Below are 25,508 nucleotides of genomic sequence, written 5' to 3' on the forward strand. Positions count from 1 at the left end.
CCTACAGGAACATTCGCAAAAACTTGTCGATGAGCCAGTTCTTCTCCGCCTTCATCACCCCCGACAGCACCGAGTCGGCGCTGTCGGTCAGCTGCTGGATGTCGCCGAGCACGCGGTGAAACTCGCGGTACTCGGGGTCGGCGGGGTCGCCGGGCAGGGCGGCCAGCTGGGCGAGGCTGCGCTTCATGGCGTCCAGCTCGCGGCGCTTCCGCTCCCGGATGATGCAGCGCGTGACCTGCAGCATGTCCTTTTCGGCCACGAAATACTCGCGCCGCTCCCCGGGCTTCAACTCCTTGTATACCAGACCCCAGTCCATCAGCTCGCGCACCGTCATGCTGGCGTTGCCGCGCGAAATCTGCAGCTGGGCCATCAGCTCCTCGGTGCTCAGGGCCGCGGGCGACACGAGCAGCAGGGCGTGCATCTGGGCCAGGCTGCGGCTGATGCCCCAGTTGGCGCTGCTGGCGCCCCAGAGCTGGATAAACTGGGCTTTGGCTTGTTCGAGGGCGGGGTTGGTTGGGGTGGGCTGGTCGGGCATACTATCGGAAGCGCGGGGCCAAGGTCAGGCCGCTACGCTCCGCCGAATATCGTCAACTGCGGCTTCGCAGGTGGGAAAAAGAAACGTGAAGCCCCATTCGAGCAGCCGCTGCGGGTACACTTTGCGGCTTTTCAGGATGAGCTCGGGCTCGGTGCGCAGCAGCCAGGCGCCCAGCTCCAGCAGCCACTCGGGCTGGGGCAGGCGCAGCAGCGGCGGGCCGAAGTGCCGGGCCAGCAGCTGGTTGAAGGCCCGGTTGGGCAGCGGCTCGGGGGCGCAGAGGTTGAAAGCCCCGCTGGCCTGGGGCTGGGCGAGCAGAAAATCCACCGCCCGGCAGAAATCCTGCTCGTGCAGCCAGCTCACCCACTGCTCGCCCGAGCCCTGCGGGGTGCACAAGCCCCAGCGGGCCAGCCGCCGCAGCGTGGGAAAAGCCCCGCCCCGGTCGCCCAGCACCACGGCCGTGCGCAGGGCCACCCGCCGCGTCTGCGGGGTGTCGGCGGCCCAAAAGGCGTCTTCCCAGGCCCGGGCCACCTCCACCGAAAAGCCCCGCCCGATCAGGCCGTCGGCCTCGGTATTGGCGGGCCGCTCCCCGGCGGTATGCTCGTAGATGGTGGCCGTGGAGGAGTTCAGCCACACCCGCGGGGGCTGCCGGCAGGCCGCCACGGCCGCGCCCAGGGCCTTGGTACTGAGCACCCGGCTGTCGACGATGGCGCGGCGGTTCTGCTCGGAGTAGCGGCAGTCGACGCTGCGGCCAGCCAGGTTGATGAGGGCCGCGGCGCCTTCCAGCTCCCGGGCCCACTCCCCCACCGTGCGCCCGTCCCAGCGCACGAAGCGCACGTTGGCGTAGGCCGGCAGCTGCTCCCTCGACAGCACCACCAGCTCCACCGGCCGGCGGCGGTAGTGGCGAATCAGGCACTGGCCCAGAAAGCCGGTACCACCGGCCAGGATGATGCGTGCGGGAGCCATAGCGGCGGCGAATGAAGCGGTTAGCAGCGTACTGTTGCCTTATCCGGCTCAAATGTATCACAAGTTTCAATAATTATTGAAACTTTTGATACACAATTAATAATAGCTTAAATATCAGCGAGTTTATTTTGCATAAGCAGGCTCCTGCCCGGCTCACCGGCGGCTCAGATGCCCCGCCGAAGGCACCTGGAAATCAGCCCGCAAGACCGACCTGGCGTTTCTTCACCCAAACATCAGACGGGCCGGTGCTGCTTGCCGGGGCCAGCGGCGCCGGGTGGTGGGTACGCCGGGGTAACCACCCGGGCGTAACCCCCGGGGCGGTTTTACTGTCTAGCACTTGATTGTTTCTCCTTAACCGCAGCCATGACACCTCCTAGCGCTTCTCCCCTACAGAATCAGATTGCCCTCGTGACGGGCGGCAGCTCCGGCATCGGCTACGGCGTGGCCGAGGCCCTGGCGGCGGCCGGCGCCACCGTCGTCGTCAACTACCACAAGGAAGCCGAACCGGCCGAAAAGCTGGTGCAGGATATCAAGAGCCGCGGCGGCGAGGCCCTGGCCGTGCAGGCCGACGTGAGCAAGGAAGAGGACGTGCAGCGCATGTTCAAGACCGTCGTCGACACCTACGGCACCGTGCACATCCTGGTCAGCAACAGCGGCATTCAGCAGGACGCGGCCTTCCTGGACATGACCACCAAGCAGTGGGACAGCGTCATCGGGGTGAACCTGACGGGGCAGTTTTTGTGCATGCGCGAGGCGGCGCGCGAGTTTGTGCGCCGCGGCCCGCAGCCCGATATTTCCAAGGCCACGGGCAAGATTATCTGCATGAGCTCGGTACACGAGGTCATTCCCTGGGCCGGGCACGTGAACTACGCCGCCAGCAAGGGCGGGGTGATGCTGCTGATGAAGAGCGTGGCCCAGGAGCTGGCCCCGCACAAGATTCGCGTCAACAGCATCGGGCCGGGGGCCATTGCCACGCCCATTAACGCCGAAGCCCGCGACACGCCCGAGGAAGAGCGGGACCTGCTCAAGCTGATTCCCTACGGCCGCATCGGGGAGCCGTCCGACATCGGCAAGGTGGCCGTGTGGCTGGCCTCCGACGAGTCGGACTACGTGACCGGCCACACGCTGTTTGCCGACGGCGGCATGCTGCTCTACCCCGGCTTCGTGGGCAACGGCTGATGTAGCGCGGGCTTTAGCCCGCGTCCGCCTGGCCGATTGCCGTAGCGCATATAACGCCGGACAGGCCACTGGTTCACTATCTGACGGACGCGGGCTGAAGCCCGCGCTACTTTTCGCTTATGTCGACCACACCCGACACCCCCGAACACCAACGGCTGGCCGCCGCCAACAACCCCGACGACGCGACGCGCTGGCGGCGCTTCGGGCCCTACCTGTCGGACCGGCAATGGGGCACCGTGCGCGAAGACTACTCCGCCGGCGGCGACGCCTGGCGCAACGTCACGCACGACATGGCCCGCAGCTACGCCTACCGCTGGGGCGAGGAGGGCATCGGCGGCATTTCCGACGACAAGCAGCGGCTGTGCTTCGCGCCGGCCTTCTGGAACGGGCACGACCCCATCCTGAAGGAGCGGCTGTTTGGGCTGAGCGGGCCGGAAGGCAACCACGGCGAGGACGTGAAGGAGCTGTACTACTACCTCGACAACACGCCCACGCACAGCTACATGCAGATGCTCTACAAGTATCCGCAGCGGGCGTTTCCGTACGAGTGGCTGGTGCAGGAAAACGGGCGGCGCAACCGGCTCAAGCCCGAGTTTGAGCTGCTTGACACGGCCGTCTTCCACGAAAACCACTACTTCGACATCTGCCTGGAGTACGCCAAGGCCGGGCCCGAAGACCTGCTCATCGAGCTAACCGTGTTCAACCGCGGGCCGGAAGAAGCGGAACTGCACGTGCTGCCCCAGTTGTGGTTCAGAAACACCTGGAGCTGGGGCTGCGACGCGTACCGCCCCGAGCTGCGCGCCGACGCGGACGGGCACCTGAGCGCAGCGCACCGGCAGCTGCCCGATTTGCGCCTGTACTGCGAACCGCTCGACGGGCAGGCCCCGGAGCTGTGGTTCTGCGACAACCACACCAACTGCCAGCGCCTCTACCAGGTGGCTTCGCCTGAGTCGGAGCAGTACTTCAAGGACGGCATCAACGACCACTTGCTGCACCAGAAAGAGGGCGCATTGAACCCCGACCGGGTGGGCACCAAGGCCGCCGCGCACTACTACCTGCGCCTCGGCCCCGGGCAGCAGCAGCGGCTGCGCCTGCGGCTGGGCCCGCCCGAGCTGGCCGAACCCTTCGCCGACTTCGACGCGCTCATGCAGCAGCGCCGCGACGAGACGGACCAGTTTTACGCGGCGCTGCAGGAGAACATCAGCGACGAGGACGCCCGCAACGTGCAGCGCCAGGCCCTGGCCGGCATGCTGTGGAGCAAGCAGTTCTATTACTACGACGTGCCCGAGTGGCTCGACGGCGACCCGGCCTCCCCGCCCCCGCCGGCCCAGCGCCTGCGCGGCCGCAACGCCCACTGGCGCCACCTCAACAACGCGGACATCATCTCGATGCCCGATAAGTGGGAGTACCCCTGGTACGCGGCCTGGGATTTGGCCTTTCACTGCCTACCGCTGGCTATGGTTGATGCCCAGTTTGCCAAGCACCAGCTCCAGCTGCTGCTGCAGGACTGGTACATGCACCCGAACGGGCAGCTGCCGGCCTACGAGTGGAACTTCGGCGACGTGAACCCGCCGGTGCACGCCTGGGCCACCTGGCGGGTGTACAAGATGGACCAGAAGCAGAATGGCGGGCAGGGCGACGTGGATTTTCTGGAAGGCGCCTTCCACCGGCTGCTGCTGAACTTCGCCTGGTGGGTGAACCGCAAGGACGTGGAAAACCGCAACGTGTTCGAGGGCGGCTTCCTGGGGCTCGACAACATCGGCGTGTTCGACCGCTCGGCCGATATGCCGCCGGGCACCTTCATGGAGCAGGCCGACGGCACGGCCTGGATGGCCATGTACGCCCTGGACATGATGCGCATTGCGCTGGAGCTGACCAAGACCAACCCGATTTACCAGGACATGGCCAGCAAGTTCTTCGAGCACTTCCTCTACATCGCCGACGCCATGTTCGGCAGCAGCGGCGGCCCCGACAGCTTGGACCTCTGGGACGAGGAGGACGGTTTCTACTACGACGTGCTCAGCACGCCCGAGCGCGGGCGGCAGCCGCTGAAAGTCCGCTCCCTGGTGGGGCTGGTGCCGCTGTTCGCCGTGGAGGTGCTCGACGAGGATTTGATGCGCGAGATGCCCAAATTCGTGGGCCGCATGAGCTGGTTCTTGGAGCACCGGCCCAAGCTGGCGGAGCTGGTGTCGCGCTGGCAGGAGCCGGGCAAGGGGCAGCGCCACCTGCTGAGTCTCTTGCGCGGGCACCGCATGAAGCTGCTGCTCAAGCGCATGCTCGACCCCAACGAGTTTCTTTCCGACTACGGGGTGCGCTCCTTGTCGAAGTACCACCAGCAGCACCCCTACACCTACCGCACGCCCGAAAAAGACTTCACGGTGCGCTACGAGCCGGCCGAGTCGGAAACGGACTTGTTCGGGGGCAACAGCAACTGGCGGGGCCCGGTGTGGCTGCCAATGAACTTCCTGATTATCGAGTCGTTGCAGCGCTTTCACCACTACTACGGCGACGATTTTCAGGTGGAATACCCCACCGGCTCGGGCCAGTACACGACCCTGCTCGGCATTGCCGACGCGCTGACCCAGCGCCTGACCCGCTTGTTCCGCCGCGACGAGCAGGGCCGCCGCCCCGCCCTCGGCCCCGACGCCCACCTGCAGAACGACCCACACTTCAAGGACTTTTTGCTTTTCCACGAGTACTTCCACGCCGAAACCGGCCAGGGCCTCGGCGCCAGCCACCAGACCGGCTGGACCGGCCTCATTGCCAAGCTGCTGCAGCCCCGCCGCCCCGACGGCTACTTCTTCGCCGGCGTCACGGACGAGCAGGAGGACCAGCAGCAGATCGAGGAAATGCAGGCCCAGGAAGCCCAGCCGCCCGGGAAGTAGCCAACCTCAGAACGTCATCCTGAGGCGTAGCCGAAGGACCTTCCTCAAACCCCGCACCGCCGCTTGTGCCAATGTGCTGACGCAATCAGTCAGAACGAGAAGCGCAGCCACCAACGCCCTGATAGTAGAACGTATGCTCATTGTAGGGAGCGGCGGTGCAGGGTTCGAGAAAGGTCCTTCGGCTACGCCGTACGCCAGATAAAGGATGACAGCCGATTACTCACCGACTCAACCAACTCATGCCCCACGACTCCCCTACCGCCGCCCCCTGGCTGGATCTGACCACGCCCATCACCGACCAGATGCTGCACTGGCCCGACAACGCCCCGGTGCACATCCGCCTGACGCGCAACATGGCCTGGGGCGACGCAGCCAACGTGACCGAGCTGAGTTTGAGCGCCCACACCGCCACCCACGTCGACGCCCCGCGCCACTTCCTGGCCGACGGCGCCGACGTGACCAAGCTGGACCTCAATACCCTCATCGGCCCGGCCCGGGTGCTGCGCATCGAGCACGCCGAGTTTGTGACGCGCGCGGAATTGGAACGGCTGCTGCCCGACCTGCCGCCCGGGGAGCGGCTGCTCTTCCGCACCCGCAACACCGAGCGCGACTGGGCCCGGCAGCCCTTCACCCAGGACTTCGTGAAGGTGCGCGCCGACGCGGCCGAGTGGCTGCGCGACAAGCAGGTGGTGTGCGTGGGCGTCGACTACCTCTCCGTCGGGCCGGCCGATACGCACAAGATTCTGCTCGGGGCGGGCATCACCGTCATCGAAGGGCTGCACCTGCAAGCCGCCGAGCCGGGCCGCTACGACATGATCTGCCTGCCCCTGCTCATCGAAGGCGCCGACGGGGCGCCGGCGCGGATTATTGCCAAACGACTGTAAAGCTGGCGCCGGTTACGCAACTTTCAGTTGCTAAACCGGCGCCGAAAATAAGGCAGGCTTTCAGCCTGCGTCCGGCGCCCGCACGAGCTGACCAACCTCGTGTAGCACCGTTTCACGCAGGTTGAAAACCTGCTTTATATCGGGCACCGGTTACACTCGCTTTGCTCGCTAAACCGGCGCCATTCTCACTAAATCAGCAACTCACTAAATCACCGCATGAGCAACACCCAAATCGGCATCGTGGGGCTGGGCAAGATGGGCGCGGCCCTGGCCCTGCAGGCGGCCGAAAAAGGCTACCCCGTGGTGGGCATGGACATCCGCCCCCGCCCCGACCTGGAATCGGAAATGATTAACGTCGTCGGCTCCTTGCAGGAGCTGGCTAAGCGGCTAGAGCGCCCGCGCAAGGTATTCATGTACATCCCGGCCGGCGCGGCCGTCGACGGCATCATCGCGCAGCTGCTCGAGGTGCTGGAGGAAGGCGACATCATCGTCGACGGGGGCAACTCCTACTGGGGCGACTCCATCCGCCGGGCCCGGCACCTGAAGGAGCGCGGCATCCACTTCATCGACTGCGGCACCAGCGGCGGCCCGGGCGGCGCCCGCACCGGCGCCTGCTACATGGTGGGCGGCGACGCGGAGGCGGTGGCCCTGCTGCAGGACTTTTTCGTGGCCACGGCCGTGCCGGGCGGTTTTCTGCACACGGGCACCGCGGGCACCGGCCACTACGTGAAGCTGGTGCACAACGGCATCGAGTTCGGCATGCTGCAGGCCATTGCCGAAGGCATGGGCCTGCTCACGCACTTCCGCGAAAAGCTGGATATCAGCGCCATTCTGCAGCTGTGGAACAACGGCTCGGTGGTGCGCTCCTGGCTGGTGGAGCTGATGAAGAAAACCTACGACCAGGAAGGCGGCTTCACCGTGCCCAGCTACATCGAGGACACCGGCGAGGTGAACTGGCTGGTGGCCGACGCCTTGCACATGGAAGTGCCCATCCCGGTCATCACCCAGTCGGTGGTGCAGCTGTTCACCTCCCGCGACAAAGACCCCACCTGGGCCAAGGCCATTGCCATGATGCGCCACGGCTTTGGCGGCCACCCCTACGGCGAGGATGCCGGCATCCGCCACGAGCGGCAGTTCGGCCGCGTGGGCGAGTACGAGCAGCCCGAGCAAACCGGCGAGCAGCCGGAAAACAACCCGAAGTGAAGCGTGAATCAGGCCGTACGAATGCTGAATTTCGGGCGGGCGGTTTCCCGCCTGCGGTTCCGCTTTCGTACGGCCTGACTCAACCTTCCTTCCATGACTTTTCTGCTGCGCAGCGTAGGCTTCCGCCGCGGCACCTGCTGGGTGCCGCCGTTTGAGCTGCGGCCGGGCTGGCTGGTGCGGGTGTACCTTCCCAATTTCAGCCAGCGCAGCAACGAGCCGCTGGGCCGGGACCTGGCCCAGCAGATAGCCCTGGTGCTGATATTCCTGGCCAAGCCCGACCGCCTGCTGCCCTACGCGCGACCCTACCAAAACCGCCGGCGCGACTATTGGCCCTGGCCCCCGACGGTGGCCCGCTACCTGCGCAAGCAGCACCAAGCCTCGCCCGAGCAGGTGCGGCGCATTGCGCAGGAGCTGGAATTAAACGAGCGGCAACCCATGCGCGAGCTAGGTCTACCCCAACGCCTGGCCCTGGATATGAAAGGCTTGTGGCTGCGCTACGAGGCCGTGCAGTTTGATTTCTACGGGCTGCAGGCCGATTCCGTGGCGTGGCTGGAGCAGGTGCTGGCCGCGGAGCTGGCGCGGGGCAAGGCTGCCATCGGCTTCGACAACCTGCAGCTTCTGCCGCCGCAGGAGCCGCTGCTGTATACCGAGCGGGTCGTCGTGACGGAGCCGGGCGGCGGGCACTGGGCCTTTGAGCGCGACGCTAGTTCGCCCCCGCCGTCGTAAGTTGCCGGTCCGCGCGGCGCCCTTTGGCCGCCGCCCCAGCCTGCTACTGCCATGCCGATTCCTGCTTTCTTCCGCCTTACCGCGCCGCTGGGCCTGCTGGCCCTGCTCGGCGCCTGCCGTACCCAGCCGGCCGCTACGGCTACTGCTTCCCCCGCCGCCAGCACCCCGCCGGCGCCCGCCGCTACCACGAGCGCCGCCCCGGCGGCCGAACCCCTCATCACGGCCGGCACCATCGGGCGCTACCTGCGGGATGTTTCGTCCGATGACATGCTGGGGCGTAAGCCGTTTACAGAGGGCGAAAAGCGCATTACCGCTCACCTGGCGGCCGAATTCAAGCGGCTGGGGCTGCAGCCGACCCCGGGCGGCAGCTACTTTCAGCCGGTGCCGCTGGTCGAAATTACCGGCGCGCCTTCGCCCGCTATGCTCATCAAGGGCGGCAAGGGCCCGGCCCTGAGCCTGCAGTACAAAACCGACTTCGTGGCCTTTACCCAGCGCGAACAGCCGCAGGTGCAGGTCACGAACTCCCCCCTGGTCTTTGCCGGCTACGGGGTGACGGCGCCCGAATACCAGTGGGACGACTACGCCGGGCTCGACGTGAAGGGTAAGACCGTGGTGGTGCTCGTCAACGACCCGGGCAACGCGGGCACCGATACTGCTCTGTTCCGGGGCAAGGCCATGACCTACTACGGGCGCTGGACCTACAAGTACGAGGAAGCCGCCCGGCACGGGGCCGCCGCCGTGCTCATCGTGCACGATACGCAGCCGGCCGCCTACCCCTGGTCGGTGGTGCTAAGCGGCGCTATCAGCCCTAAGCTGCGGGCCCAGACCGCCAATAAGGGTGCCGACAAGTGCGCCCTGGAAGGCTGGCTGACCCTGGACGCGGCCAAGCGCCTCTTTCAGGCCGCCGGCCAGGACTACGACGCCTTGTATAAAGCCGCCAACACCCGGGGCTTCCGCCCGCGCGCCCTGGCGGGCCTCACGCTCACGGCCGGCATTCAGAACCAGCTGCGCCGCCAGACCTCGCAGAACGTGCTAGGCGTGCTGCCCGGCACCACCCGCCCCGACGAATACATCATCTACTCCGCGCACTGGGACCATTTTGGCGTGGGCAAGGCCATTGCCGGCGACTCCATCTACAACGGGGCCGTGGACGACGGCACCGGCCTGGCCGCGTTGCTCAGCATTGCCGAAGCCTTTCAGCAGAGCAAGCAGAAGCCTGGACGCAGCATCGTGTTTCTGGCCGTGACGGGCGAGGAACAGGGCTTGCTCGGCTCGGCCTACTACGCCCGCAACCCGGTGTTTCCGCTCAGCAAAACCGTGGCCGACCTCAACATGGACATGCTCTGGCCCTACGGCCCGATGAAGGACCTGACCGTTATCGGCTACGGGCAGTCGGAGCTGGAGGACTACGCCCGGGCGGCGGCCAAGGCCCAGGACCGCTACCTGCTGCCCGACCAGACGCCGGAAACCGGCATGTTCTACCGCTCCGACCACTTCAGCTTTGCCCACGTGGGCGTGCCCTCGCTCTACGCCGCCGGGGGCTACGAAAGCCGCGCCCAGGGCAAGCAGTACATTGCCGACAAGCGCCGCGAGTACACCACCAGCATGTACCACAAGCCCGCCGACCAGTTCGACCCGAGCTGGAACCTGTGGGGCATTGCCCAGGATGCGGAGCTGTACTACCAGGTCGGCCAGCGCCTGGCTTCCGAAACCACCTTTCCGCAGTGGCGACCAGGCTCGGAGTTCCGGGCGGCGCGGGAGAAGAGCCTGGGGCGGCCCTGAGCGCCATAGCGCGGCGCAGACCCGGTGTCCCCCTTCGCTTCACCGGACCAGCTCCCAAGGGCACAGCAAGCTATAGCTAGTTCCCCTCCTCAGATGAGGAGGGGCTAGGGGTGGTTGAAAAACTAGAGCTAGAAAGCCAGAAGCTAGATGTCGTTCCAGAACAACATCAACCACCCCCAACCCCTCCTCATCTGAGGAGGGGAGCTAACTTTTAGCTTCTGGTTTTGGGGTACCGCCTCGTTTGGCTTAACTAGCTCCGGCGGCGCGCCTTTGTTCGTTCCGTTTCCTATTCGTTATGCTGCTACTCATCCGATTCATCGTGGGCGCCCTGCTCTTGCTCGGGGCCTCTGCTGGCCCAGCCCGCCGCCGGCCGGCCGACGACCTCGCCCGCTGCTGGCGGCAGCAAGGCGGGGAACTGGGCAACCGCGCCCTGCGCTTCGCCTTCACGGAGCAAAGCCAGGAGCTGGAGCACAGCCAGTACCCCTGGCAGGCCACCGCCTACGCCAAGCAGGGCACGCTGACGGTCAACGCCCGTGCCTTTCTCAAGCTCGACTCGCTGCGCCAGGGCAGCCGGCTCTACACCTCCCAAACCCAGCTCGGCCCGGAGGAGCTGCTGCGCCTCGACTACGGCGACAAAGACCTGCTGCCCGCCACGCCCGCGCTCTACGCCGAGCACCTGCTCGGTACGGCCCGGTACTCGCCCCTGCCGCTGCTGCGCTACTTCGTGGAGCAGCGGGTGGCGCCCTCCCCCTCGGCCGCGGCGGGGCTGGCCCGCTACGAAACCCGCCTGCACGGGGCCGTGGTGCGGCTCTTTATCGATAAAAAGCCGGGGCTGCTCGACCGCATCGAAATCCTGAGCCATGACGAGCTGTTCGGGGATGTGCTGACCACCATAACCTACCGCGACTACGCCGCGCTGCAAAACCTGCGCTTCGCCCGGAAGGTGAGCATCAGCAAGCTGGGGGGCAAGCTGCAGGACGAGGTGCAGCTGCGCGGCGCGACCCTGGTGGCGCAAGTCACGCCGCTGCTTACCCGCCCGGCCGGCTACGCCCTGCGGGAGCCCGCCCTGCCCCCGCCGCCGGTGGCGCGGCGCTTCCGCCCCAACCTGCACCTGCTGGCCCTGGCCCACACCGACGACCGGGTGCTGGTGGCGGAGTTTCGCGACTTTCTGGTGGTGGCCGAGGCCCCGCTCAACAGCCGCAATGGCGAGGCCATCCTGACCGCCGCCCGCGCCCTGGCCCCCGGCAAGCCCGTGCGCTACTTCGTAGCGGGGCACTACCACCCGCACTACCTGGGCGGACTGCGGCCCTTCGTGCGGCACGGGGCCACCATCCTCTGCGGCCCCGGCACCGCCGACTACGTGCGCTACCTGGCCTACGCCCCGCACACCCTGCAGCCCGACAGCCTGCAGCTGCGGCCGCGCATCGCGCAGGTGGAAGAAGTCAGCGGCAGCAAGACCATTACCGACGGGCAGTTCACCATGCAGATTCACCACATCGGCGCGGCCTCGGCCCACACCAACGACTACCTGGTGTACTACTTCCCCACCGAGAAGCTGCTGTTCGAGGACGATTTGGTGTGGATTAAGCGCGAAGGTGCGCCGCGCAAGCCCAGCGCCCGGCAGACCGGCCTCTACCAGGCCATCAAGGCCCGGGGCCTGGCCGTGGATACCGTCCTGCAATCCTGGCCCGTCACCGACGCGGGCGTCAAAACCATCATTCCCTTTGCCGACCTGGAGCAGGCCATGCAGGTGAAGTAAGCCGTGCCGCGGTCCGCATTGCCGGATGAAATAGACCAGCGGGCCCAACGTTACCGGCTCATGCCAGTCCATTCCCGCATCCCTTACGGCTTGCTGACAGTTGCCGGCCTGCTTCTCGGCAGCTGCCAGGGCCCCGCCGAGTCGCCAACCGAGGTGCCGGCCGACGCGGCGCTGGCCACGCCCGACCCGCCGCGCTGCGCGCAGGGCATGGTCGAGGCGCTGCGGGACTTCGGTCAGGGCCACTACCAGCTGCATTCGGTGGAATTTCAGCCGCCCGACAGCCGCTACCTCGCGGTGCTGGCCGAGCGTTACCACATCGGCTGGCGGTTCGTGGAATCCGCCGCGCCGGGCACCTATTACGGCTGCTACGACTCGCTCATGCTGGGGCAGCTGCAGAAGCGCTACGGCCCGGACTTTCTCGCCCGGGCCCAGCAGATGGCCGACAGCCTCGACGCTATCAGTCCCTGGTCTGCTTACCCGGATTTTCCGGGCGGCGTCGAGGCCCTGCAGGCTTTTATCTACTCCCGCCTCAACTGGCAGCTGGCTCCGGCCCTGCCGGATACGGCCGGCCGGCCCTGCGCCGTGCATGTACAGTTCCGGCTGGACGAACGCGGCCGGGTGCAGCAGCCGCAGGTGCTGAAGGGATTGGACGCGGCCCATAACCAGGAGGCCCTGCGCGTGGTGCGGCGGCTGCCCCGCTGGCAACCGGCCTACCAACGGGGCCGGCCCATAGCCATTACCTACACCCTCATCGTGCGGTTTAGCCGAGCCAACCAAACCCGCTACCAGCGCTAAGCCCCGCCGGCCGGGCTGCCCGCTTCTTGGCCCTCTTTGATGAAACCTACCACGGCTTTTCTGCTTAGTGCCGCTATAGGGTGGCTGTTGCTGGCCGGCGGCTGCGCCCCGGCCCCTAAGCCCCCGGTGCCGGCCGAGCCCGCGTCGTACGCCGCGGTGCTGCGGCGTGCCGGCTTGGTGGCGCCCCTGCCCCGGCACCGGCGCTGGCTGCACTTCTGCGACACTACCCGGGACGCGCGGTTTCGCCTGGGCCGGCAGCTGCCGCAGGTCTGGGCCTGGCTGGCCGATTATTATGAGCGCGTCGAGGCCGGCAACGTGCCCGAGCCGGCGGAGCTGGTGCGCCTCAGCCGGCCGACGCCCCCGGATTCGTTGCCGCCGCCTTCGCCCCCACCGCCCCCGCCTACGGTGCGCTTCCATTCACCCTCGGCCGCCGCGGAGCAGCAACGCCAACGTCAGGAAAGGCAGCAGCGACTTCAACAACGGCAGCAAACGGCCCGGCTGCTAACGGCCATGCAGCGCGCCGGCCTGCTGCCCGGGCCGTGGCGGGCCCAGGCCACCCAGCTGCAGCTGCTTGCCTGCGCCGCCGACCGGAGCGAGCTGCTGTACCTGCTGGCCCAGCTCGCGACAGTGGCCGATACCCTGCGCCGGGACACCCTGCTGCTGCCGGCGCTGCAGCGGGCGGGCCTGCTGCGGCCCGAACCGGCCCGCCGCCTCCGCCGGGCGCTGGCCCGGCAGCATATCATCGACCCCATCGAGGTGCTGCCCTACCTCCGCTCGCCCAGCTGCACCTTCAGCCGGGCGGAGTACCCCGCGGCGCCGGGGGCCTACCTGCGGCAGCTGCACCAGGACGTGGCCGGGCTGCTGGGCCTGACGCTGACGGACTTCCGCTACCAGATGCGCATTCCGCCCGACGTGCTGCCCTGCGCCCCCTACTGCCCCGACAACCGGGAGCTGACGGTAAGCTTCCGCGTGGACGGGCGGCGCTACGCGTACCGCAGCGACTGGGTACCGGTGGGCAGCGAAATCGACCACGATGACTTCTGCCAACTCTTCAACCGCATCCTGGCGGAGCGGGACTCGGCCTATCGGCTGGTCAGCGTCGGCTCCAGTATCAGCCAGAACGTCGGCTGCAGCCCGGACCGCTTCGGGCTGTGGCTGCTCACCGCCGCCCAGGCCCGCCGCTTGGAAGCCGCCGATGGCCGCCTGCGCCAGCTGCGCGCCGGCTACGACTCGGTGGTTTTTCAGATGCTGCCGCCGGGGCTGTAAGGGGACGCGGGGGGCTCCCGGGCGCGTACCGGCCCCTTCGTTTGCCGCGCGGCTATGGTTTCCGCGGGTAACTCCAGGCTAGCCCGGCCCTTTTCCCTGCGTGAACCGCCGTTACTGCTCCCATTCAAGTCCTTTCCAAACCCTCCGCAAGACTTTAACAACCCTCGGGAAGTCTTTCCAAACCCTCACCAGGTCTTCCCGAACCCTCCGGAAGACCTGGCGAGGGTTCATTTGGTCTTCCTGAACCCTCGCCAAGTCTTTCCGAACCATCGGGAAGTCTTTCCAAACCCTCCGGAAGTCTTTCCGAACCCTCGGCAGGTCTTTCCAAACCCTCGGGAAGACCTGCCGAGGGTTCGGAAATGCCTTTGACAAAGCGGTTAGCCGCCAAAATTCAGTGCTAGCACTGATGTGCAGCGTTCTGGCAACCTGCATTTTGGAGTCCACTTCGACCGGGTTGGCCGGCGTGTTATTCTCCACCTTTTTCTCCTTTTACCATGGCGTACAAGCTGCGCGACTCCGATTCTATTACCAGGGCCAAGCAACGGCTGGCCGGCCTTAATGCCATCGAGCCCTCGGGCAAGCTGGACTTGGGCAACGGCTACGGCACCGAAAGCCTGGCGGCCAAGATTGAGGAAGCTGAAAACCGGCTGAACGATTACAATAAGTCGCTAAAGAACCTCAGCGCCATGAAAAACGAGGTCGACAAGGTCGAGCAGGAGCTGGACCGGCTTTCCTCCGGGGTGCTGACGGCCGTGGGTCAGAAGTACACCAAGGACAGCAACGAGTACGAGCAGGCCGGCGGCACCCGGGAAAGTAAGCGGGCCAAACCGGTGGCGAAGTCTCGTAGCAAGACCGTCGAGTAATACCTCTGGCTGCTTCTAAACGCGGACGCCGCGCTTCCCCGGGGGAAGCGCGGCGTCCGCGTTTAGAGCCGGTATGCTCGGGGGCGGCTATTCCAGCACTACCCGCGTGCTTTGCCGGCCCTGGCCGGTGCTCAGCTGCACCACGTACAGGCCCTTGGGCAGGTCCTGCACCGGCCAGTCGTAGCGCCAGGCCCCGGGCATGGCCGGCACGGCGGTATTCTTGACCACCTGGCCGAGGGCGTTGGTCAGCACCAGCCGGGCCGGGCCGCTCAGGGGTGCGGCGGCGCGCAGGTGGAGCAGGCCGGTGCCGTTGGGATTGGGGTACACGCTCCACTGGGCCAGCTGCGCGGGCCTACTGGCGGTGGCGGTGTTGCTGAGCTTGCCCACAAAGGCGCTCAGGCCCGCTGAAGTGCCGTTGCCGGCCAGGATGATGCTGCCGGCCGTCCCGCCGGAGTTCCGGTAGTTGCCGGCCACGTACAGCTCGTCGTTGCCGTTGGGCACCAGGGCAAACACGCGCTCCAGGTTGTCGTGCCGCGTCCACTGCTGGGTGCCGGCCGCATCAATGGCCATAATGCGGCCGCTCGCGCCGATGTACGTCGTGCCGGTGGCGGTGGTCACGGCCGCACGGGAGTAATCCCCCGGGGTTCCCGTCACGTCCTGGGCCCAGACCAGATTCCCGGTGGAGCTGTACTTCGCCAGGTAGGTCTGCCCCGACACGCTGGTCGAACCGAATTGGATGAGGCCGTTGCCACCGTTGGTACTACCCAGCGCGTACACGTTACCGGCCGCATCGGGCGTGGCGTCCATGTTGTAGACTTTCCCGGTGCATACGGCAGCTTTGGCCCACTGCAGGCTGCCGGCGCTGCTGAGCTGGGCCGTAAAGCCGTTGGGGAGTTGCCCGGCTTGGCTGCTCAGCGTCACGGCGCCGGCGCCCGTCCCAAACACCCCGTTCCCGGCGAAGCTGCCGGCGGCTACCACCTGTCCCTGGCTGCCCATGCTGAGGCTCTGTACCAAGCCCGCCATCGGCGTATTCCAAAGCACGGTCCCGGCCGCGTCGTACTTGGTTACGCCCCCCATCCCGGCGTACACGTTGCCGGCCGCGTCCACGGCCAAGGCGTTCGGGGTGTGCCAGGTGTTGCCCAGGTCGCCACTGAACACGCCCTGCACGCCCCACTGGGCCACGCCGCTGCTGTTGAACTTGGCCAGGAAGGTGTAGCTCTGCCGGCCCGGCAGGCCCGGCAGGCTGCTGCTGCCGATGGTCTGCGGCCCGGACAGCCGGCCGGCCACGTACACGTTGCCGCTGGCATCGACAGCCACGCGCGTGCCGCCGTCCTCGCCCGGGCCGTTGAGCGTGGTGGTCCACTGCACCGCGCCCGTGGCGTTGAGCTTGGCCAGGTACAGCCCGGTGTTGTAGTTGAAGTTCTGGTCGTAGGGCGCCACGGTGGGCAGGGCGGCGGTGCTCTGGGTGCCGGCGCCGTTGTACCAGCCGGTCACATAGAGGTTGCCGGCCGCGTCGCGCGCCAGGGCCCGGCCCCACATCGTACTCGTGGTGGTCAGGCCGGTGGCCCACTGCCAGCCGTAGGGCGCAGTTGTTTGGGCCTGACTGGCCCGGCCGGGCAGCAGCGGGGTCAGCAGCAGCAGCGGCAGCAGGCGCCGCGCGGCCGCGCGGGTCCAGTGGGTAAAGAATTGATTCATGGGCTGTATAATATGAAAAGGGTGATGTTCGGACGAAAACCCCGTGGAACCTGGGGCTTGGGCATTCGAGGTCTTAATTAACAGAAAGCCGCCGGCAAAACCCAAGGCCGGCGGCGCGTGGCCGAAGACCTTGGGTTTTGCCGGCCCCCGGGCCCCTTACAGGCGCGGGTCGATGGCTTCGCTTTCCAGGGCCAGCACGCCGAACACGCACTGGTGCACCTGCCGCAGCGGCTGCCGGGCCACGAAGCGTTCCAGGCCCTCCACGCCAAGGGCAAACTCGCGCAGGGCCAGGTTGCGCTTGCTCTTGACGGCCCGCTCGCGCAGGCGCTCCAGGTTGCCGGGCAGCAGGTAGTCGGGGCCGTAGATGATGCGCAGGTACTCGCGGCCCCGGCACTTGAGGGCGGGCTGCACCAGCTGCTTCTGGCCCGCGGGGATAAACTCGTAGGGCTTCACCACCATGCCTTCGCCGCCGGCCTCGGTGAGGTCCAGCCACCACTGGGTGGCCGCTTCCACGTCGGGAATGTCGTGCAGCTTGACTACCCGGTAGGGCGTGGCGCGCAGCAGGGCCTCGTCGGCGCGGCAGAGGGCGTGCAGGGTTTCCATGTGCCAGGCGTGGTCCTTGTCGAAGTAGGTGCGGCCCTCGGTGGCCAGCAGGTGGAAGGGCGCCAGGCGCAAATCGTCGAGGCCTTCCACCGGCCAGCAGTAGCGGCGGTAGGCCTGGGCGTAGTGCTCGGCCGCCGCCTGCCGGGCCACCGTGCGGGCCAGCAGGGCTTCGAGGCCGTCGAGGCCGCGGGTGGCCGCCTGGCTGAGCACGGCCGTGGCCTCGGGCAGGGCGGCACCCGCAGCGGCGGCCACGGCCGCGTACTGGTTCTTGATCAGCTCCTGGGCCTTGGCCGACCAGGGCAGCAGCTCCGCGTCGAGGCAGACCCAGTCGGTGCCGAACCGCTCCCAGAACCCGCTGTTGCTCAGCGCCTGCTGCAGCCGGGCCAGGAAGGCTTGCTCCAAGGTTTCATCGGTGAAGAAGTTGCGGCCGGTGCGGGTGTACACCTTGCCCGGCCCCTCGCCCACCACCCCGAAGCGGCGCCGGGCGGCGTCTTCGCTGCGGGCCAGCACCACTACCACCCGGGAGCCCATGTGCTTTTCCTCGCACACCACCCGCTCCAGGCCCTGCCGGCGGAAATAGTCGAACACCTCGGCCGGGTGTTCCAGCAGATCGGGCAGGGCCGAGGTTTCGGGGGGCGACATGGTGGGCGGCAGGTAGAGCAGCCACTTCGGGTTCAGGGCGAAGCGCGACATGACCTCCAGGGCCGCCGCCGCGTTTTCCTCCCGGATGGTCACCGAGGGCAGCAGGCGCACCTTGATAATCTGCTTGCCCAGCACATCGGTGAGGTCGAGCAGGGCATCGTGCTGCTGCTGGGCGGTGAGGTCGTTTTTCGTTGTTTGTTGTTCGTTGTTCGTCTCCTGGGGTTGGTTTTCCGTTGTTCGTTTTTCGTTGTTCGGGTTCTGTTGGTCATCTGAGCCGAACAACGAAAAACGATTAACGAACAACGAATCAGGGCGCAGCGGGCGCACCGGCTCGCAGTACACCCGGGCGGCCGGCACCGACACCAGCTCCCGCTCGGGGTAGCGCAGGGCGGTGAGCTGCCCGCCGAACACGCAGCCCGTATCGATGTCAATGGTGTTGTTGAGCCACTCCGCGTCGGGCACGGGCGTGTGGCCGTACACTACGGTGGCCCGGCCGCGGTACTCCGAGGCCCAGTTGTAGCGCACCGGCAGCCCGAACTCGTCGATTTCGCCGGTGGTTTCGCCGAACAGGGCAAAAGCCCGCACCGCGCCCGAGCCCCGGCCCTGCATGTCTTCGCGCATGCCCGCGTGGGCCACCACCAGGCGGCCGCCGTCGAGCACGTAGTGACTTACGAGGTCGTCGAGGAACTGCCGCAGCTGGTTTTTGAAGGTATCCGACTCGCCGGCCAGCTGCTGCACGGTTTCGGCAAAGCCATGGTTTTCGTTGACCTGCTTGCCGCCCAGGTAGCGTAGCAGCTTGATGTCGTGGTTGCCGGGCACGCACAGGGCCAGCCCGTCCTGCACCATGCGCATGACCAGGCGCAGCACCGCCGGCGAGTCGGGCCCGCGGTCGACCAGGTCGCCCAGGAAGATGACGCGCCGCGGCGCCCCGCTTCCGTCCCGCCCCCGCGCGGGCAACGAGCCGGCCGGTAAGGCAGCGTCTGCCGCTTCGGCGGTAACTACCGAGCCGGCGGCCGGACCGTTCTCCCGGCGCGTCACGCGCACGCCCAGGTCGCGCACGTCGTTTACCGGCTCAGTTTCCACGTCGTAGCCCAGCCGGTCGAGCAGCTGCACCAGCTCCTGGTAGCAGCCGTGCACGTCGCCGATGATGTCGAAGGGGCCGGTTTCCTGCTGGCGGTTGCTGTAGAGCGGGTCGCGCACGACGCCCTGCACCGCGTCGATTTCCTCGGGGCCGCGCAGGTGGTAAATCTGGCGGAAGCCTTCCCCGCGCAGCATTTTCAGGGAGCGGCGCAACTGCTGGCGCTGCTGGGGCACCACGTGGCGGCCCAGGTGCTGGCGCTCGGCGCGCTGGCGGTTGCGGTCCTCGGCCACGCGGTCGGGCACGTCGAGCACCACGGCAATGGGCAGCACGTGGTAGTCGCGGGCCAGCTGCACCAGGGTCTTGCGCGCCTCGGGCTGCACGTTGGTGGCGTCGACGACGGTGAGCAGGCCGCGCTTGAGGCGCAGCCCCACCAGGTAGTGCAGCAGGGCAAAGGCGTCGGTGGTGGACGACTGGTCGTTTTCGTCGTCGGCCACCAGGGCCCGGCATTGGTCGGAGGACACAATTTCGGTGGGCCGGAACAAGCGGCGGGCAAAGGTACTCTTGCCCGCGCCCGAAGTGCCGATGAGCAGCACCAGGGAGAGTTCGGGCAGTTTGAGGGAGGTCAGGGGCATGAACAGTCGGAAATAACGGGAGTGGAATACAGCTATTTTTGGCTTGGCGGGGCCCAGGCCGGCGCTGCTACGCTGTAAGCAATGGATGAAAAGGTAAAAGAGCTGCTGCGGGCCGTAGCCCGGGGGCAAATATCGTATGCGGAGGCCGCGGCCCGGCTGCCGGCCGGCTTTCAGCTCACAAAAGAACACGTGGAGGCCGAAGTCAGGGCCGCCATGGGCCAGTCTGACCCGGATGAGCTGGATTTGGCCCTCAACCTGCTGTGGCTTTATAACGACGACGCGCAGTTTATCGACCTGCTGAACCTGTTGCTGCTCGTGCCCCACCATTGGAGCCATCAGGTGGTGGCCCGCACCCTGCAAGACGTAGCCAGCCCTAGCAGCATTCCGTTTATCCGGGCCGCCCTCGAATCGACCTTCGACTACCTGGAGTACACCGCCTCCGAGCCCGGGGTTATTGCCAAATGGTTCAGCTGGGCCCTGTGCAGTATCGGCACGCCCGAGGCCATTCAGACCATCCGCGACTTTACCACCCGGGGCCGCAAGGGCGTCCGGCGCGAAATGCGCTACCGCCTGCAACAAATGGGGCTGGAGCCCTGAGCTTATGAAGATATCCGTCGAGCGCCTGATTAAGGAGGGCGACATCAGCCCCCTGCGCTGGGGCATGAACGGGGACGACCTTGCCCGCGTGCTGCCCGGCTCCTTCGGCATTATTCAGGATTACCGCCGCCAGCGGTGCCCCTGGCTGGACTTCGACGGCATCGAGTTTTACTTCGACGAGGACTTCTACCTGGGCCTCAACCAGCTCATCATCCAGGCCTGGCGCATCACGCGCCGGGACTGGGCCCACCACCGCCACTTCGACCTGGCCTGGATCCGGCAGCGGCTCACGTACCGCAAGGTACTGGGCCACTTGCAGCGCCTGGGCTGGGCCTACGAGGTCTGGCCGTCCGGGGGCGCCTATCAATCCCCGCTGCTGCTGGTGCAGGGGCGGGCCGCCTTCCTGTTTTATTACGACGAGGTGGCCACCGACGACCTGGAACTGTGTAAAATCGTGCTCTACAACCCCGGGCAGGCCCAGTGGCTGCGGCAGCGGCTGGCGGACATGCACCCGGGGGCAAACCGCTAAATGCTGTCTTTTCAATCTATGCTCCGCTTCGTTACCGGCCTGCTGCTCGTTCTGTTGCCCCAGCTCCTGTTCGCACAAGGTTGGGAAAGGCTGCCCGACTACGAGTTTGGGCCGGGCGGACGGCAGCAGGTAGCGCGTATCATCTGGCGCGAAGACGCGGACAAACCTTCCCCGGGCTTCGCGCGGCTGCGCGACAGTTCCTCCACCGACGAGCTGCTGCGCCTGAGCCGCCGCCGCAACCAGGCCTGGCAGCTGTACGCCGCCCTGGCCCTGGCCGACCGCAACTACCCACGCCTCTACGAGGTGTTCGGCCGGCTTATCCGGCGCGACCATCCGGTGCGGCAGTCCAGTTTTTCCCACGGCACGGAGCGTATCTACTTCCTGCACGCCTCGGAAGAGGTCTGGAACCGGTACGCGGGGCGCCGCTTCGAGGTGGCGAAGATGCAGCGCGCGGATAGTCTGCAGTTCGTCGGGCAGCTGCACCGCATGGACAGCGTGGCCCTGCAACTAGCCCTGCAAGGGCACCACGTGCACGGCAGCCTGCTGGAGGATTGCCTAGAGCACAACGCGGGCTACGCGGGCACTTACTCCATCGTTCGGGCGCTCTACCTCAAACCCTCCCAGCACCGCAAGCACCCCGAAGCCCTGGCGGCGGCCCTGGCCGCGTACCGGCGGCCCGAAGACGTAGCGCTGCTGGGGCAGGAGAAGGAGTATACGCTGCTGGCCGCCGCGGCGGAATTTCCCCACCCTGCCTTCCGGCCCGTTGTCGAAGGCTACCGCTTTTCGGACAATTCCCACAATGTGCTGGCCGCCGTGGCCGCTTACGCCGATGCGCGGGCCGCCCGCTTGTTGGACAGCCTGCTCACCACTGCCACGGGCATCTACCACGAAAGCACCCGTTCCAACCTGTTGCACGTGCTGTCCAAGCACTACACCCCGGTGTTTGACAGCCTGAACTGCCGGCTCTGGCTGGAGCACCACCTGATTGAGCCCGAGTTCATCCGCTACTTTGCCCGGCAGAACCCGCGCCTGGCCACCGCGGTTTTCAGCCAAGGCCTGCTCCGGTTCACCAAGCAGGATTACTGGCCCGGCTACCAGGAAAGGTGGCAGCTGCTGCCGATGCTACAAGCCATCCAGCACACCGACACGGCGGCCTACCGGCGGGTCTGCCTGCACGGCATACAGGTTTTTGAGACCGAGCCATTGGAGGCCTTGTGCGACCAGCTGCCCGGCAACGCCGCCAGCTGGAGCACCCCGGCGCTGCTGGCGCGGCTGCAGGAAGAAGACCACGCGGTCAGGCTGTTTCCCCTCGCCAAAGTCTTGCTGTCCTTCAACCAGGGCGGGCTGAGCCAACGGGTAGTCCAGACGCTGGCCCAAAAACCGGCCCGGGCGTTTCCCGGCGCCTGGCGCTCAACCTTCAATACGCTCCTGCAGGCCCAGGGGCTGCCCCGCCTGCCCGACGCGCCGCAGTAGCCGCCGTCGTTCAAATCCAGCGGCCCGGCTTTCCGAGTTCCGGCCGGCGGGCGCGGGCTTCGTCGGTAAGGTCGCACGGCACTGCTCGAAGCTTTCGACCACCGCAGCAGCCAGGGGCGGGCTTCGGCTCTGCGGTAGCCCTGGCCCGTGCGGTTCCTGCCCGAAGATGCGCGGAGCTTCAGGCGGCTGCGGCCCGGCGTTCCGCGCGGATAATCAGGCGGATACAACCTGCAAACAAGCCTTTGCGACGTGCGTGAAAGCGCCCCGGGCGGCGGCGTGCTTGCTTTGCCGACCCCGCAACGCGCCGACGGTTAGCGTGGCCAACGCTGCTGCGCGCCGCGGCCGGGGCCTGGTTTGCCTGGTTGTACCCTTTCCCCGCTGCCCTCCTATGAAACAACTGCTATCCTCCCTCCTGCTGGTACTGCCGGGCCTGCTGCTGGACACCCCGGAAGCCCGGGCCCAGGTGGGCGTGGGCACCACCACGCCCCACGCCTCGGCGGCCCTGCACGTCAGCGCCGCCAACAAGGGCCTGCTGCTGCCCCAGGTGAGCCTGACCTCCCTGACCGACGCGGCCACGGTGCCCAGCCCGGCCCCCAGCCTGCTGGTATACAACACCAACGCCGCCCTGGCCGGGGGCGTGGGTTACTACTACAACGCCGGCACCGCCGCCGCCCCCAGCTGGACGCGGCTCAACACCGGCACGGCCCCGGCCGGCGCGGGCTGGCTGCTGACCGGCAACGCCGCCACCGACTCGGCCAGCCACTACGTGGGCACCACTGACCTGCGGCCGTTGCGCTTCGGGGTGAACGGCCAGGAGCAGGCCCGCCTGCACGTCGACGGGGCCTGGTGGCTGGGCGGCGCCATCCTGGGCAGCCCGTCCTTCCCCGACAACAACCTGCTCATTGGCTACCAGGCCGGTAAAAAGCTCCCTCCGACAGCCTACAACAACCAGTTTGTGGGTTATCAGGCCGGGCTCAAGGCCACCGGCACCTTCAACCAGTTCAGCGGCTTTCAGGCCGGCTACAATACCACCACCGGGGCCGAGAACTACTTCAGCGGCATGCGGGCCGGCTTTGCCAACACCACCGGACAGCAGAACTTTTTCGAGGGCAAATCGGCGGGGCAGAGCAATACCACCGGCAATGGAAACTACTTCGTGGGCTTTCTGGCGGGGCAGAGCAATACCACCGCCAGCGCCAACCACTTCGTAGGCTACCAGGCTGGCTACAACAACACCACCGCCGGCGCCAACCACTTTGAGGGCTATCAGGCCGGCTACGGCACCACCACCGGGGCCGAAAACCACTTCAGCGGCTACCGGGCCGGGCGCGCCAATACCACCGGCTACCGCAACCTGTTTGTGGGCTACCGGGCGGGCATGGCCAACGCCACCGGCCGGGGCAACCTGTTTGTGGGCGCGGGTGCCGGCCGCCGCAACACCACCGGCGACGCCAACGTGGCCCTCGGCCACGGCGCCTACGCCGGGGGCCTCGACGCCTACGCCAACGTGGTAGTGGGCGACTCGGCCGGCAACAAGCTCAGCGACGATTCCAACGTGCTCATCGGGTTCGAGTCGGGGCTGAACGCCACTACGGCCTCCGGCAACGTGGGCGTGGGCCGCGCCACCGGCCGCTCCCTCACCACCGGCGACGAGAACGTGCTCGTCGGGCAGCAGGCCGGCGCCAGCCTGACCACCGGCAGCGGCAACGTGCTGCTGGGCTACCAGGCCGGCAACGACAACACGGCCAGCGCCAATACCATCGTGGGGGCCAACGCGGGCGTCGACAACACCACCGGCAGCGGCAATGTGTTTCTGGGCTACTTCAGCGGCAACGACAACACCATCGGCTCGGCCAATACCTTCCTGGGCTACGAGGCGGGCCTGGCCAACGGCAGCGGCGACGACAACACCTACGTGGGCCACCAGGCCGGCCGGCAAACGCCGGTGGGCGCGCGCAACACCTTTGTGGGCAGTGGCAGCGGGCTGGGCGCCGGGGCCGGCAGCAACTCCCAAGACAACACGGCCCTGGGCTACCACGCCGGCCGCGCCCTGGATTTCGCCTTCAGCAACACCTTTGTGGGCAGTGAGGCCGGCCCCCTGACGACCACCGGCGGCTACAACGCGTTTGTGGGCAGCAAGGCCGGCTGGAAAAACACCACGGGCGGGGCCAATACCTTCCTGGGCAGCGGGGCCGGGCTCTACAACACCACCGGCGCCCGCAACGTGCTGGTGGGCAGCACCGCCGGCCGCAACGCCCAGACCAACAGCGACAATACTCTGGTGGGCAACAACGCCGGCTACAGCAACCTGGCCGACGACAACACCTTCGTGGGCAGCACCGCCGGCCTCGACAACACCACCGGCGTGGGCAACGTGTACGTGGGCTCCCAGGCGGGCCGCGGCGGCACCGGGCAGTACAACGTGGCGGTGGGCTTCGACGCCGGCTCGGGTACCAACTTCAACGGCAGCAGTGGCAGCACCGCTGCCAGCAACACCACCCTGCTGGGCTACCGCGCCGGCCGCCAGAACACGGCCAGCGGCCTCACCGCGCTGGGCTACCAGTCTGGGCTTGGCAACACCGGCGCGGGCAACACCTTCGTGGGCTACGAGGCCGGCCGCATAAACGGCGCGGGCACCGACAACACCTTCGTGGGCAGCTCCGCGGGCATCATCAACACCAGCGGCAGCCGCATCACGGCCCTGGGCAGCGGGGCCGGCCCCTCGGCCGGCCAGCCCGACCTGGTCAACTGCACCTTCATCGGCTACGGCGCTCAGTCGAGCTACGACAACATCATGGTGTTCGGCAACCGCGACGTGGACTACTGGATTTTCGGGCGCCAGACGCCGGGCACCGGGCAGGTGCTGACGGTGGGCACGGGCGGCACCGTGCCCACGGCCGGCAACGGAGCCGGCCTGAGCACCGGCGGGGCCTGGACCAACGCCTCCGACGTGCACCTGAAGGAAAATATCCAGCCTGTCGACGGGGCCGAGGTGCTGGGCCTGCTGCGCCAGCTGCCCATCACGCGCTGGCAGTACAAGCACACCAACGGCGAAACCCACCTCGGCCCGATGGCCCAGGACTTCTACCGCCTCTTCCGCCTGGGCATCAACGAAACTAGCATCAGCTCCATCGACCCGGCCGGGGTGGCGCTGGTGGGCGTGCAGGAGCTGGCCCGGCAAAACGAGCAGCTGCGCCAGGAAAACGAGCAACTCCGCCAGCAGCTGCTGACCCTGCAGCGCGGCCAAACCACCCTGGAAAGCCGGCTGACCGCCCTGGAGCAGACCCGGCGGCTCGCCCCGGTGGCGCAGGCGCGGCGCTAAAGCCGACGAGGCAGAAGCAGCCGCTGAATAAATTTCCGCGGCTGCCACGGCCTCTTAAGCCAAACAGCAGGCTGATTTGCGGCTAGAGGGCCGG

The 25,508-nt window shown here is 67.2% G+C and carries 18 protein-coding genes; 14 read left to right on the forward strand and 4 right to left on the reverse strand.

Features of this window, described 5'->3' with window-relative positions:
- Nucleotide 1 precedes the first annotated feature (1 nt).
- Nucleotides 2-535, reverse strand: a complete 534-nt coding sequence (locus tag EJV47_RS06705; protein WP_126692378.1) for a GbsR/MarR family transcriptional regulator — start codon at nt 533-535, stop codon at nt 2-4.
- Between the two features lie 24 nt (nt 536-559).
- Nucleotides 560-1,498 (reverse strand): TIGR01777 family oxidoreductase, encoded by a 939-nt coding sequence (locus tag EJV47_RS06710; protein WP_126692379.1) that lies wholly within the window; start codon nt 1,496-1,498, stop codon nt 560-562.
- A gap of 363 nt (nt 1,499-1,861) precedes the next feature.
- On the opposite strand from EJV47_RS06710, the gene EJV47_RS06715 reads away from it, so the two are divergent.
- The 10 genes from EJV47_RS06715 to EJV47_RS06760 all read left to right on the forward strand — a co-directional run bounded on the left by EJV47_RS06715 (nt 1,862) and on the right by EJV47_RS06760 (nt 14,840).
- The gene (locus EJV47_RS06715; protein WP_126692380.1) at nt 1,862-2,677 is read left to right on the forward strand and encodes an SDR family oxidoreductase; all 816 of its coding nucleotides are present in this window, start codon (nt 1,862-1,864) and stop codon (nt 2,675-2,677) included.
- A gap of 119 nt (nt 2,678-2,796) precedes the next feature.
- Nucleotides 2,797-5,562 (forward strand): MGH1-like glycoside hydrolase domain-containing protein, encoded by a 2,766-nt coding sequence (locus tag EJV47_RS06720; RefSeq protein ID WP_126692381.1) that lies wholly within the window; start codon nt 2,797-2,799, stop codon nt 5,560-5,562.
- Between the two features lie 239 nt (nt 5,563-5,801).
- Nucleotides 5,802-6,446, forward strand: coding sequence for a cyclase family protein (locus tag EJV47_RS06725; protein WP_126692382.1), 645 nt, complete (start codon nt 5,802-5,804; stop codon nt 6,444-6,446).
- Between the two features lie 216 nt (nt 6,447-6,662).
- Complete coding sequence (locus tag EJV47_RS06730; protein WP_126692383.1) at nt 6,663-7,649, forward strand: NADP(+)-dependent, decarboxylating phosphogluconate dehydrogenase; 987 nt, start codon at nt 6,663-6,665, stop codon at nt 7,647-7,649.
- 93 nt (nt 7,650-7,742) lie between these two features.
- On the forward strand, nt 7,743-8,375 hold the full coding sequence (locus EJV47_RS06735) for a hypothetical protein (RefSeq protein ID WP_126692384.1): 633 nt from the start codon (nt 7,743-7,745) through the stop codon (nt 8,373-8,375).
- A 51-nt stretch (nt 8,376-8,426) separates the two neighbouring features.
- Nucleotides 8,427-10,157 (forward strand): M28 family metallopeptidase, encoded by a 1,731-nt coding sequence (locus EJV47_RS06740; RefSeq protein ID WP_126692385.1) that lies wholly within the window; start codon nt 8,427-8,429, stop codon nt 10,155-10,157.
- Between the two features lie 295 nt (nt 10,158-10,452).
- Nucleotides 10,453-11,916 (forward strand): MBL fold metallo-hydrolase, encoded by a 1,464-nt coding sequence (locus EJV47_RS06745; protein WP_126692386.1) that lies wholly within the window; start codon nt 10,453-10,455, stop codon nt 11,914-11,916.
- 60 nt (nt 11,917-11,976) lie between these two features.
- A complete protein-coding gene (locus EJV47_RS06750) occupies nt 11,977-12,711 on the forward strand; it encodes an energy transducer TonB (RefSeq protein ID WP_126692387.1) in 735 nt (244 codons plus the stop codon).
- A gap of 39 nt (nt 12,712-12,750) precedes the next feature.
- Nucleotides 12,751-13,977, forward strand: a complete 1,227-nt coding sequence (locus tag EJV47_RS06755) for a hypothetical protein (RefSeq protein WP_126692388.1) — start codon at nt 12,751-12,753, stop codon at nt 13,975-13,977.
- Between the two features lie 494 nt (nt 13,978-14,471).
- On the forward strand, nt 14,472-14,840 hold the full coding sequence (locus EJV47_RS06760) for a hypothetical protein (RefSeq protein ID WP_126692389.1): 369 nt from the start codon (nt 14,472-14,474) through the stop codon (nt 14,838-14,840).
- An 87-nt stretch (nt 14,841-14,927) separates the two neighbouring features.
- Here the strand turns inward: EJV47_RS06760 and EJV47_RS06765 are convergent, their stop codons facing one another.
- Together EJV47_RS06765 and EJV47_RS06770 are read right to left on the reverse strand one after the other, a co-directional pair.
- Nucleotides 14,928-16,535: a T9SS type A sorting domain-containing protein gene (locus tag EJV47_RS06765; RefSeq protein ID WP_126692390.1), complete on the reverse strand. Its 1,608-nt coding sequence runs from the start codon at nt 16,533-16,535 to the stop codon at nt 14,928-14,930.
- A gap of 156 nt (nt 16,536-16,691) precedes the next feature.
- The gene (locus tag EJV47_RS06770) at nt 16,692-19,493 is read right to left on the reverse strand and encodes a polynucleotide kinase-phosphatase (RefSeq protein WP_126692391.1); all 2,802 of its coding nucleotides are present in this window, start codon (nt 19,491-19,493) and stop codon (nt 16,692-16,694) included.
- Nucleotides 19,494-19,574: 81 nt separating this feature from the next.
- Between EJV47_RS06770 and EJV47_RS06775 the strand changes: the two genes are divergently transcribed.
- From EJV47_RS06775 to EJV47_RS06790, 4 genes are all read left to right on the forward strand, one after another.
- A complete protein-coding gene (locus EJV47_RS06775; protein ID WP_165903647.1) occupies nt 19,575-20,090 on the forward strand; it encodes a hypothetical protein in 516 nt (171 codons plus the stop codon).
- A gap of 4 nt (nt 20,091-20,094) precedes the next feature.
- Nucleotides 20,095-20,619: a hypothetical protein gene (locus EJV47_RS06780; RefSeq protein WP_126692393.1), complete on the forward strand. Its 525-nt coding sequence runs from the start codon at nt 20,095-20,097 to the stop codon at nt 20,617-20,619.
- An 18-nt stretch (nt 20,620-20,637) separates the two neighbouring features.
- Nucleotides 20,638-22,092, forward strand: coding sequence for a hypothetical protein (locus EJV47_RS06785; RefSeq protein ID WP_126692394.1), 1,455 nt, complete (start codon nt 20,638-20,640; stop codon nt 22,090-22,092).
- A 388-nt stretch (nt 22,093-22,480) separates the two neighbouring features.
- On the forward strand, nt 22,481-25,414 hold the full coding sequence (locus EJV47_RS06790) for a tail fiber domain-containing protein (protein ID WP_126692395.1): 2,934 nt from the start codon (nt 22,481-22,483) through the stop codon (nt 25,412-25,414).
- Nucleotides 25,415-25,508: the final 94 nt, after the last annotated feature.

Source organism: Hymenobacter gummosus (assembly GCF_003970915.1).
GTDB classification, from domain to species: domain Bacteria; phylum Bacteroidota; class Bacteroidia; order Cytophagales; family Hymenobacteraceae; genus Solirubrum; species Solirubrum gummosum.